At 50.6% G+C, this 11,301-nt stretch carries 9 protein-coding genes and 2 pseudogenes; 8 read left to right on the top strand and 3 right to left on the bottom strand.

Annotated features, from left to right (window positions below; translation table 11 throughout):
• Window positions 1-83: 83 nt before the first annotated feature.
• Window positions 84-560, bottom strand: coding sequence for a hypothetical protein (locus AC3WJP_RS23195; RefSeq protein WP_493723900.1), 477 nt, complete (start codon window positions 558-560; stop codon window positions 84-86).
• A gap of 136 nt (window positions 561-696) precedes the next feature.
• Between AC3WJP_RS23195 and AC3WJP_RS23190 the strand changes: the two genes are divergently transcribed.
• Window positions 697-1,095 (top strand): hypothetical protein, encoded by a 399-nt coding sequence (locus AC3WJP_RS23190; RefSeq protein WP_493723901.1) that lies wholly within the window; start codon window positions 697-699, stop codon window positions 1,093-1,095.
• A gap of 196 nt (window positions 1,096-1,291) precedes the next feature.
• Window positions 1,292-2,453: pseudogene (locus AC3WJP_RS23185) on the top strand (IS3 family transposase).
• Between the two features lie 9 nt (window positions 2,454-2,462).
• On the opposite strand, the pseudogene AC3WJP_RS23180 reads toward AC3WJP_RS23185, so the two are convergent.
• Together AC3WJP_RS23180 and AC3WJP_RS23175 are read right to left on the bottom strand one after the other, a co-directional pair.
• Window positions 2,463-2,672, bottom strand: a pseudogene (locus AC3WJP_RS23180) (quinone oxidoreductase); the annotation flags it as partial.
• Between the two features lie 111 nt (window positions 2,673-2,783).
• The gene (locus AC3WJP_RS23175; protein ID WP_493723902.1) at window positions 2,784-3,602 is read right to left on the bottom strand and encodes a helix-turn-helix transcriptional regulator; all 819 of its coding nucleotides are present in this window, start codon (window positions 3,600-3,602) and stop codon (window positions 2,784-2,786) included.
• Between the two features lie 539 nt (window positions 3,603-4,141).
• On the opposite strand from AC3WJP_RS23175, the gene AC3WJP_RS23170 reads away from it, so the two are divergent.
• The 6 genes from AC3WJP_RS23170 (at window position 4,142) to AC3WJP_RS23145 (ending at window position 11,299) form a co-directional block, all read left to right on the top strand.
• Window positions 4,142-4,753: a hypothetical protein gene (locus AC3WJP_RS23170; protein WP_493723949.1), complete on the top strand. Its 612-nt coding sequence runs from the start codon at window positions 4,142-4,144 to the stop codon at window positions 4,751-4,753.
• A gap of 187 nt (window positions 4,754-4,940) precedes the next feature.
• Window positions 4,941-6,011 carry a 4-hydroxy-2-oxovalerate aldolase gene (gene dmpG, locus AC3WJP_RS23165; RefSeq protein WP_493735696.1) on the top strand — a complete coding sequence of 357 codons (1,071 nt, stop codon included), beginning with the start codon at window positions 4,941-4,943 and terminating at the stop codon, window positions 6,009-6,011.
• Window positions 6,012-6,059: 48 nt separating this feature from the next.
• Window positions 6,060-6,467 carry a cupin domain-containing protein gene (locus AC3WJP_RS23160; protein ID WP_493723904.1) on the top strand — a complete coding sequence of 136 codons (408 nt, stop codon included), beginning with the start codon at window positions 6,060-6,062 and terminating at the stop codon, window positions 6,465-6,467.
• 158 nt (window positions 6,468-6,625) lie between these two features.
• A complete protein-coding gene (locus AC3WJP_RS23155) occupies window positions 6,626-8,002 on the top strand; it encodes a phenylacetate--CoA ligase family protein (RefSeq protein WP_493723905.1) in 1,377 nt (458 codons plus the stop codon).
• The gene (locus AC3WJP_RS23150; RefSeq protein WP_493723906.1) at window positions 7,995-8,864 is read left to right on the top strand and encodes an ATP-grasp domain-containing protein; all 870 of its coding nucleotides are present in this window, start codon (window positions 7,995-7,997) and stop codon (window positions 8,862-8,864) included. Before AC3WJP_RS23155 ends, AC3WJP_RS23150 begins: the two co-directional genes overlap by 8 nt.
• On the top strand, window positions 8,861-11,299 hold the full coding sequence (locus AC3WJP_RS23145; protein ID WP_493723907.1) for an aminotransferase class I/II-fold pyridoxal phosphate-dependent enzyme: 2,439 nt from the start codon (window positions 8,861-8,863) through the stop codon (window positions 11,297-11,299). Before AC3WJP_RS23150 ends, AC3WJP_RS23145 begins: the two co-directional genes overlap by 4 nt.
• Window positions 11,300-11,301 lie beyond the last annotated feature (2 nt).

Below are 11,301 nucleotides of genomic sequence, written 5' to 3'. Positions count from 1 at the left end.
CAAGAGAATTTAGGCGCTTGGCAGCAGCATCAATTTAACGGGGAGTTGGTGTCCGGTTTGGTAGGGGCAAGTCCACTTTCTATCTACCGTTTCGCGTGCCTCAACGCCAATTGTTCTGCAACGTACAGAGCAGATTCGAGCACCTTGGCGGCACCCCTGAATGTGTCAGGGTCGCTTGTACCCTCATAGATGATGCCACCAGCGGTGACATCCTGCACGACGCTGTCTGCGTACTGGTAAAACCTCACCACCAGTTGCGCATCCTTCGACTTCAGGTAGCCCAGTTTCGAGATATTGGCGGTGTAGACTCGGCAATAGTGCTCAGGAATGCGGACCTGCAGTTTGACTGGCTCACGCTCACTGGGTGTGATGGAGTCCAAATAATCTGCCATTTCCAGTAATCCGGGTAGGTATAAGCGTTCTACTGCGATCTCCTTCAATGCCAGCACCTCTGCAACAATTGCTACTCTGACGCTGGTGCGCTCTTGCCATCGCTGCCATAGCCAACCAGCGCCCGCGACTGCAACTGGAAACGCTAATCCGAGTAGGCTATCTGGCATTTCGTTTCCTTAACAGGGTGAAAGTGGAGGTGCGGGTGGTGAGCCAATTTCCACAAGCGTAACTCTAACGCTGGGGAGTGATGGCCTTGTGCAATGCAGGCAGATATCCTGACTGAACCACCCAAGGACGACCACCATGAAACCACCTTCAGACCTCAAAGTGCTACGCGCCATCTACAAGACTTACTACAAGTCATTCAGGAAATTCACTCTCGGCGGCGAGAATGACCGGAATAACAAAGTGTATGTGCCTATCGACTGCAAGCTGATCGCCGACAAACTGAATACGGATGGCGACATCGTGTTTGGTCGCCTCTACTACCATCTGGAACCAAAATACGGCTACACAAATAGCGACGGTAGCAAGGTACCTTTTTTCTCGTTGAAGGTAGGCCCTGACGACAAGTGCGTAAACCTCCCCCTGCTTTCGTCGGTTCTGGCAGGTCTTGAGGAAGAGAACAACAAATTCATATGGGCAACGGCGCTTTCCACGCTCGCTATCGTGATATCTGTAGCAGCGCTGTGCCTACCTTGATAGCTCGTTCCACTGCACATGTACCATTTAATCTGGGTTATCCGTGAGTCGTTTCTACCTAAGACCACCCCCGCCGCCGAAAAGAAGGTTGCACATCAAGGGCGATTCCCTGCGTGACCAGAAAAAGTAACCTGTAGTGGTCTAATGAAACCGGACACCCCTATAGGCGAGAATGCTCGCCACAGAGAGGTGTCTGATGACCAAGCAACGTCGTACCTTTACCCCTGAGTTCAAGCGCGAGGCGGCGTGCCTGGTGCTCGACCAAGGCTACAGCCATACCGAAGCAGCCTGTTCGCTTGGGCTTGTTGAGTCGGCCTTGCGCCGTTGGGTGAACCAGCTCCAGCAAGAACGTGGCGGTGTTACTCCGACCAGCAAAGCCCTGACGCCTGAGCAGCAAAAATCCAGGAACTCGAAGCCCGTATCAACCGGCTAGAACGGGAAAAATCCATCTTAAAAAAGGCCACCGCTCTCTTGATGGCCGAGGAACACGAGCGTTCGCGTTAATCGATCAACTTCGGGCTCAAGAGCCGATTGATCTGTTGTGCTCGGTATTTGAAGTAACCCGATCGTGCTACTACGCGTACTGCCGGAAACGTCGGTATCCAGATGCCGAACGGGTGGTTTTGCGCAGCCGCGTGAACGAGCTGTTTACGCAAAGCCGAAGCGCTGCGGGCAGCAGGAGCATCATGCTGATGATGAAAGAGGACGGCATGCAGATCGGTCGATTCAAGGTACGTAAGTTGATGCGCGAGATGAGCTTGATCAGCAAACAGCCGGGCTTACATGCCTACAAAAAGGCGACCGTGGAGCGACCAGATATCCCGAACGTGCTTGATCTAGGGTTTAGCGTGGCGTCCCCCGACAAGGTCTGGTGCGGTGACATCACGTACGTTTGGGCCGAAGGTCGGTGGCACTATCTAGCGCCGGTAATCGATCTCTATGCGCGCTGGGTTGCGGGCTGGGCGTTCTCGGCCTAGACCGACGCCGACCTGGTGATCAAAGCGCTGGAAATGGGCTATGAGCAGCGTGGCCGGCCTCAAAATGTGCTGGTTCACGGCGATCAAGGCAGTCAATACGGCGGCCGGAGTTTCCGCCAGAGACTATGGCGATACTGCTTCACACAGAGCATGAGTCGGTGCGGCAACTGCCACGATTACGCGCCAATGGAGCGGCTATTTCGTAGCCTGCAAACTGAATGGATACCGACGGTGGGCTATATGAGTGCTTCGCCAGCGCAACAGGATATCGGCCGGTTCCTGATAGAGCGATACAACTGGCGGCGACCGCATCAGTTCAACGAAGGGTTAGCGCCTGTGGTCGCTGAGGAAAAACTCAATTTAGTGTCCGGGATCAGTTGACCATTACACGGCGCCTTCAGTGCCCAAGCCCGAAGGCATTGTTAGTGGCGTATATAAGCCGGAGCGGAAGTAGGTGTCGATATAGTTCACGCCTATCGCTTGGTTGCGTATCCTTACTTGCCCGAACCGCAGAGGTTGAACGGACGGAAACTCATATTCGAGTACAGCAGGCAATCCGTGGGAGCGAAAGACCACTCGTGGCTCATCTGGATAGTTCATTTGAGAGCCGAGCAGTTTAGACAGGAAGAAAAGGAGAGCAGTGATAGTCAGTTCAGCTTCGGTGCTCGACATTGAGGTTTGCGCACTCCAACTGCTAGGACACGCCCCATATTAAGTCGTCCGGATTCCTTGGATTCTCAGCCAACGGGCGGGTGACAAGCCGAAGGTTTTAGTAAAATGACGCGTCATATGACTCTGATCGAAGAACCCTGCATTGATGGTTGCTTCTGCTAACGATTCCCCATTGGCCAGACTGTTTTTAACCAGATCCAGTCGGCGCATCGTCAAATATCGATGAGGGCTGGTTCCGAACAGGGTTCTGAAGTCTCGCGACAGTGCCCACCGATCGCGGCCGACACTGTCGGCCAACTCTTCAATGGTGATGGAGCGATCAATGGAGTCGTGGATAAACTCTCTCGCACGTTCCGCGGCGATGTAATCATACGAATGTGCCGGGGTGGGGAGGCCGTGCACATCATTCAAAGCCATTGCCAAGTCGAAGAGCGCATCGTCCTGTTGCAGCAGATCCTGCGGATAATCGACTGCGTGCAGTAGGGTTTCGGTGGCCCCAAACAGGCGACGATCAGTGGATATACCATCCGGCACAAAGGGAAGTGGCTTACCGCCCAGTACACGTTGTATCAGTGCGGGTTCTATTTGAAGGACCTGATAAATCACTCCATCTTCAGTAGCGGCAGAGCCGGAGTGTTCTTCGTCGGGGTGCAGTACAAAGGTGCTGCCCGGAAGGCTGTGACGAATAGCTCCCCGATAAGTAATGTTGTGAACCCCCGACAGCGTCCGGCCTATCGAGTAGGTGTCATGTCGGTGAGGGCTAGTACCATTCGTGGATAAAAACCCTTCAATGCGTTCGATTTTGCCGGTACAGGTGATTCGGCACACTATCTCTTTATTATGGGCGAACGATTGCACTGCTCCTCCTTGAACTACTTTGATAGCAACAACATCCTTTTAAACTACTGAGAATATTCTGCACCCACATCAGTAAGCATGGCGTGTCGGGCAGTCTAGCGCATAAGCGACCGGCGGAGAGGTTAGCACTCTACGATTGGGTGAAACAACCCATTACTGAAAAAAAATTGCGTGGGACCCGAAAACACCGAACACACTCCGTAAACATTGATCATCTAATTTTTAAATGCACCATTTTCCGAGCATGTGAAGGCTTGCACAAACGTACAATACGTTCTGTGCGAATATCCGGTAGTTTGAGTGAAGAATGTGAAGTGAAGGTTTGACCGATGGGCATGTACTGATAGTGAAGATGACGGCTATTCACTAGCTTCGTCAGACAATAATGTGCGTGCCGCGCATGCTAGGCATCCAAGGACGCAAAAATGTCATTTCCGGAGGATAAGGTATGAATGCGGATTCACATCCGGCGAGAGTGGCGATACTCGGGTCCGGGAGTATCGGTATTGACCTGATGTTTAAAGTCTTGGCTTCCGGGAATCTTTAACTGGCGTTTTGTAGTAGGGCGTAATCAAAATAGCGAAGGACTTAGCGTTGCGAAGGCCGCTGGCGTAGAAACTTCGAGTGATGGCATTGATTTTCTCAAAGGTAATGTTCAGCATTTTGATATGGTCTTCGACGCTACCTCTGCTGCAGCACATATACTGCATAACGATTTTTTCCAAAAGAGCGGAACGTTTGCAATTGATTTGACCCCCGCGAAACTGGGCACGCTGTGTGTTCCGTCGATTAACTTGCAAAGCATTGAATATACTCAGAACGTAAACTTGATAACGTGCGGCGGACAAGCCAGTATCCCTCTGGCATACGCATTGGCCCAAGCCGTAGAAACAATCAAGTATCTGGAAGTGGTTTCCACCATCTCTTCGCGCAGTGCGGGTATCGCTACCCGCGAAAACATAAATGAATATATGACTACTACCGAGTATGCTTTGATAGAGTTCAGCGGTGCTAAGCACGCCAAAGCCATTCTGAATATCAATCCTGCCGACCCGGGAATCTGCATGCAGACCACTTTGTATGCACGTGCAACTTATAAAGACTTTTCTCTGGTTAAGCAAAGACTGGAAGATATGGTCAGAAATGTTTAATCGTATGTCCCTGGTTATCAACTGGTTTTGCAGCCCATGGAAAATAACGGTTGTATTACGCTCAGTCTGACGGTGCACGGCAGTGGAGATTACTTGCCAAGTTACGCAGGTAATCTCGACATCATCAATTGTGCGGCCATTGCTGTCGCCGAGCATAAATATGCATCCATTGGATAAAGAGGTTGGCGTGTCGGTCATTATCAGTGATTCCACTTTACGAGACGGTAACCATGCGATACGTCACCAACTGTCGGTGAAGCAAATCTCTGGTTACGCTGCTGCAGCCGAAAAAGCCTGCATCGACATTGTGGAGGTTGGGCATGGGAACGGGTTGGGTGGTTCATCCAGCCTGTTGGGGTATTCGGCGGTGTCGGACCGGGAAGTACTCGAAGCTGCACGGGCCCAACTGGTGCGTAGTTTATTGGGGGTACACTTTATTCCCGGCCTGGGTAAGTCTGCGGATATCGCCATGGCGCTGGAGATCGGCGTGGATGTAGTGCGTGTTGCCAGCCATTGCACAGAGGCAAACATCACCGCGCGGTTCATAGAACAAACCAGGACTGCGGGTAAAACAGCCTACGGTGTGTTGATGATGGCGCATATGGCAAGCCCTGAGAAATTGCTCGAACAGGCACAATTGATGGAGCGTTACGGTGCTGATGCCGTGATTATTATGGATAGCGCCGGCTACTCCAGCCCGGACATGGTACGAGAAAGGATTCGCCCGCTGGCCGAGCACTTGAATATCCAAGTGGGGTTCCATGGGCATAACAATCTGAGTGTCGCGGTGGCCAATACTCTGGTGGCTGTGGAAGAGGGCGCGTCGATTGTGGACGGGGGTTTCCAAGGATTCGGCGCAGGTGCGGGCAATACGCAACTGGAACCCCTCGTGGCTATTCTGGAGCGCAGCGGCGTCGCTGTTTCCACTTCGTTCGAACGCATTGTCGAACTGGTGGAGGACGCCGGGAAGTTGTTGCAGCCGGCCACGCCGCACATTCTGATTTCAAACATTGCCAGCGGCTTGTATGGGCTGTTCTCCGGTTATGTGCCGCACGTTCAACGGGCAGCCAGGAAGTTCGGGGTCAACGAATTCGAACTCTACAAACGGCTGGCTGACAGGAAGCTGGTGGCGGGTCAGGAGGATGTCATCGTCGAGGAAGCGAGCCGTCTGGCGACCGACGACATTCTCAACAAGATGAACAAGGCCTGTGATGCGGTGGATGATCCTGAAGTGTCGCTCATGAGTACGCATCGCTAACGTGCGCGAAAAAAAGAACACGTCGAGTACGAAACCTATGAGGTTGTTATGTCTGGATTGAATGGGTACGGCTTCGGCAGTTGGAGTGACGTGCCGAGGGAAGTTTTGAATAAGCACATCGAACGTCAGATTGTTTCTGACGACCAGCTAATGATGGCTAAGCTATTTTTAAAGAAAGATGCGTTTGTCGGTGTACACAGCCATCCCAACGAACAGTTCACCTATATTCTTTCCGGTAAAGTTCTGTTTCGTTATGGTGTGAATATGGAGAACGAAGTGGTCGTTGCCGCCGGAGACGTACTACATATACCTGCCAACATTCCTCATAGCGCTCTTTGTCTGGAAGAGGCCATCGATCTGGATGTTTTCACGCCGTTGCGCGAGGACTGGTTGACTGCGAGCGGTAATGATTACTTGTCGGGCCGGACCAAACAGAGCGTTGAATCTGTCTGCTGATGCACGAGCTTCGTAACCAGTAAAAAGTATCGTTTTATCGTGAGGCTTGAACTGCCTTTAAAGATATGCACTCATGCATGGCGCATAAAATGTCTGGTATCGCTGCGTACGATGATCGGTGTTTTTATTCAATTAATTATACATCCAAGATAGCAATTATGAATAAAGCAATTACGTATACCGATGTTTATGAGCAGGCCGGAAGCCCTGTGGAGTTGCTGGAAAATGTTGTAAGATCCGCAATTTGGCCTGCCGAAACGCTCGAGCATCATCTTGAGTGTCTACGGGAGTTTCACGACACAAGAAACATTTATCAGGATTTGGAAAATACGCGTCGCGAGGTGCTTGATCAAGCAACGTTACGACGTCTGCAGACGCTGGTCGGATATGCCTATCAGCATATACCCTTTTACAATCGACTGTACCGCGGAGTCGGATTTGAGCCTGGCGATCTTAAAACCTTGAATGATTTTTCAAAGTTGCCGATCGTCTATAAGGCCGACTTGCTGGAAGTGCACGGCGAGGTTGCAGCGAATCCCTATGTGAAAATCAACTTCATGTCCAGAACTTCCGGTTCTACAGGAGTGCCATTGTCGGTCATAAATGATACTGATCGTCAGCGTCACTGGTTCGTCAAACGTCTATACATGTTTGAACAGATGATGGGGGAGCGGCTCTCGCCGGAAGACTGGATGTATTCGATTTACTACGAGCCCTTTTTCCTGACAAGCATCTTCGGTGACTACAAGACCTTCACCGTCGGCTTGAATGCTGATATGCAAAAAGTGGCCGATCACATACGTAAGATCCGGCCGAAACTGATCACCGGCGTTGCCAACCAGGTACTAAAAGTAGCAAATTTTCTGCCGGATGCAAAAGAACTGGGGATTCTTGCGTTTACCACCAACAGTGAAAGTTCATCGACCGGCGAACGAAGACTACTCGAAAAACTGATCAATGTTCCGATACTGGATGAATATTCATCGGAAGAACTCGGCATCATCGCCTGGGAACAGCGTGATGGCTCTTACATGGTGGCTGAAGACACGGTTCACGTGGAGCTCGTTGGCACCGATGATCAGAGCATGGAACAACTGGTCGGTACCGATCTCTGGAACTTCACCATGCCGAGGATCCGCTACAACCAGGGTGATTATGCGCAGTGGAAATGTGCCGCACCGGATATCGGTTTAAGGCGTCTGCACCGAATCATCGGACGTGAGGACATGAGCCTGGTCAGCCCAATGTACGGTCAGATAGACCCTGGGCTCATCCTGGAAATCTCCGACACCACACTGCTGCCGGAATCGGCAGGGGTCGCTGAGTTTCGCGTTGTGCAAAAAAACCTGCGGGAAGTTCACCTGCTGATAAAACCCTCGCGCGACGGTAAGGATTGTGGCGACGCCGTGGAGGCATTTACCCAGCGGTTCCTGCCGCTATTTGGTTCGGATATTGATTTCAAGGTTTTTCTGGTCGATGACCTACCGCGCCTGGGCGTCAAAAAAAGATGCATTGTGAGGGAATACCGTGATTAAGAATGTTGGAATTATCCATGATGATATGCACCCGCTGCTGGAAAAAATAGCACAGCGCATTACTGCGGAAGGTTCAACTGTGCAATTTATCCACTATACGGCACTGACGTTCGGGTTCGAAGTACCAGACTGTCTGAATGATTTGGATGCCATTTATCTGGATCGCATGGGCGAGTTGTCCCGGAGCTATTCGACTCAGTTGGCATTGCTACCTAGCCTGAAGAAGTTGAGTGGCAATATCCCGATCATAAATGATCCGTCGCACTATACCGTCGCCCGAAACAAAGCATTGACCGCACAAGTACTGAAAGAACATGGCGTCCCAGCCCCGGATACCGCAATTGTGTACAGCCTTGCTCAAATTGACAGTTTGGCAGGCGCTCAACAACATCATAAATTTGTTGTGAAGTCGATTCTTGGCTGCTGCGCCGACGATGTCTATATCTATCCCGATGAAATCAACCGAGCGCCGATCAGCGCCATGTTGGCGCGTGATGGAATGGCCATTATGCAAAAATTCATAGGGCGAAAAAACCGCTTTATCTGGCGCGTCGATGTAGTCGACGGCAAGGTCATAGTATGCAATCAGCGGTTCGCCTATAACGCTAATGACGAATTACCTTTATGCAACGGAGCCCGAGGAGGCGACATTGTCTTTCTCAGCCCCGGCGACTTGCCAAAATCCATTTATAAACTGGCAGTTGAAACTGTCCAGACGCTCGGTCTGGTGGTGGCTGGAGTAGACCTAGTCGAAGCAGATGATGGTCAAGTTTATGTTATCGAAGTTAATCCTGAACCCGATATAACGCTCGATAAGTACCAACTTCCTTACTCTATTGCGGATTATTTGATAAAATTATGAAAAAAGTCCTTGTTGTATCTTCGTCTTTTGATATTGAACAACGCCTTGCCAAAATGCTGGAAAAAGGTGCGATTCCCCGTGAGGATTACTCAATTTTTGTTGAGAAATTTGGAGAGGAATCCTCGGACTCACAAGGTCATTTCGCCAATGTTTTTGCCATCGACGATCTTCGCAACCGCGTTGCGATCGACGCCGGCGTCGAGCAATGCCGGGCATGGGGTCCTTTTGATCTAGTTATCGCGACAGATGAATACGCGGTCATCTTGGCGGCGGAGTTGAGAGAACGACTGGAGATCGCCGGCCCTAAAGTCAGCGAAATTCTTAAATTCAGGGACAAAGTAGTGATGAAAGAATCGCTGCTTGGTTCAACCGTCCGTACGCCGACACTCTATACGATAGAGCAGTTGCTCAATGATGACAGCTTGCTACCGGTGGTGGTTAAACCGCGATCGTATGCTGGCAGCAAAGGAATCACCATCCTGAATACGCCTCAGGAGGTGCTGGAACTGGCGAATACTTTCAAGGGGACGCTCACGGATAAAGAGGTGGCGTTCAAAGAGTTTTCTCTTGAGGACCTTGAACTCGAAGAATTTATCGTCGGCGATATTTTTCATATCGACGGCTTCATTTTTGGTGGGAAAGTGATCTTCTGTGTGCCATCGCAGTATGTTGGCACTTGCTTGCATTACATCAATGGCCAGCCATTGGCATCGCATTCGGTGGAGGATCTTGAAGAGCAGAAGCGCTGGCTAAACTTTTCAAAACAAGTCCATGAGGTGATGCAGCTACCCGACGGAGCGTTCCACCTCGAAGCATTTTTGACCAATGCCGGCGAACGCGTATTTCTGGAAATCGGTGCGAGACCTGGTGGTTGCTATATCGTGCCTTCTATCGAATATGCCACCGGGCTCAATCTGGACGTTGCGCACATCCAGTGCCAATTGGGGATCGCTCCGGAGGTTCCAGGTGACAAAAGCGAGCAGTTCGGCTGGGTGATTTTCCCTAAGCAAGCCCCTCAAGCTCATGAGCCCAAAGTGGGAGAGGTCAGCGTTCCAGATATGTCCGGATATCTGAAGCCGGCCTGGAGGTTTATACCGACAAACCAAGACTCCTATACGGGCAACTTCTTCTCGTATACCTCGAACCTCGGTGCTTTCGTCTTTAACTCGCCCAATCATCGGTTGATCAAAGACACCTTGCAGTACCTAATGAAGAACTATCGAGTGGGGGCGCAGCACGTAATGAAACGTTCACCTGATCATAAAAACAATAATCTGACTGAACTTGAAGTCTTCGGTCTGTCGGCACAATACAACCTCGCAGACGGTCATAGCTATATTTCGGCTGAAGCCCATTATCAACCGGTTTTGTCTTCACTATCTGAACTCTGGAAGCATGCGGCCGACATCACTGTCCCGGAAATGGAGAAAGAATTCAAGGACAAGTTTGCCGAATACTTCGGCCTCGACGGACTTCGTCACCACACCTGTTTTTCTATTTGTCCAACCGCTTCCAACAGCATCGATATTATCGGTGCCTGGGCGCGAGCGATGAAGTATCGGGTGGGTTTGGTGGAACCAACGTTTGACAACCTAGCGCAACTGTTAAGGCGTCGGGAGGTCGAGTTGGAACCTATTCCCGAATCGGTCATAAATGATATTCAGGACTTGAAAGAACTAATTCAGGATAAAAATCTGGATGCCGTGTTTCTGGTCAATCCGAACAATCCGACCGGGCTGGTCATCAATCAGTCGCTAATGTCGGAGATTATTGATCTGTGCAAGGAGCTCAATGTTGTTCTGATTCTGGACACATCGTTCAGGTTTTGCCACAGAACACACATTGATGAATACGTGCTCTTAATTAGAAAAGAGCTCTCGTTCATTATTCTTGAAGATACGGGGAAACAATGGCCGACCCTTGATACCAAGGCTAGTCTGTTATCGTACAGTGCTGATATCGGCCCCTTGATCAGGAATATCTACGAAGAAATTTATCTGTGTTCTTCCAATCTTTCACTAAAACTAATTAGTGCATTCATTGAACATACGATTAGCTTGGGCGGGGTCTCGTATATCCATGCGCTGGTCATGAAGAACGCAGAAACTGTTCGAGAGCAACTGGCCAATACGCTGGTCTCGGTCGAAGAGGTCGATCCCGATTCGACGATGACAATCATGTGGTTGAATATTGAAAAGACCGGGATGTCGGATCTTGAGTTAATCAATTACCTGGCTCAATACGACGTCGCAGCCTTGCCAGGGCGTTACTTTTACTGGAATAGCCATCATATCGCGGGCCATGATCGCCTGCGCATCGCGTTGATGAAACCGGATGAGCAATTTGCCTTTTCCATATCGCGGTTGCGGCATGCGCTGGAAGTTCTGGAAATCGAAATTGCTGAGGCCCGGACGCCTTGCCTGGAAGGGGCTTAGTC

This window comes from Pseudomonas sp. GW821-FHT01A09 (genome assembly GCF_058986725.1).
This window is presented reverse-complemented; position numbering and strand designations above follow the sequence as displayed.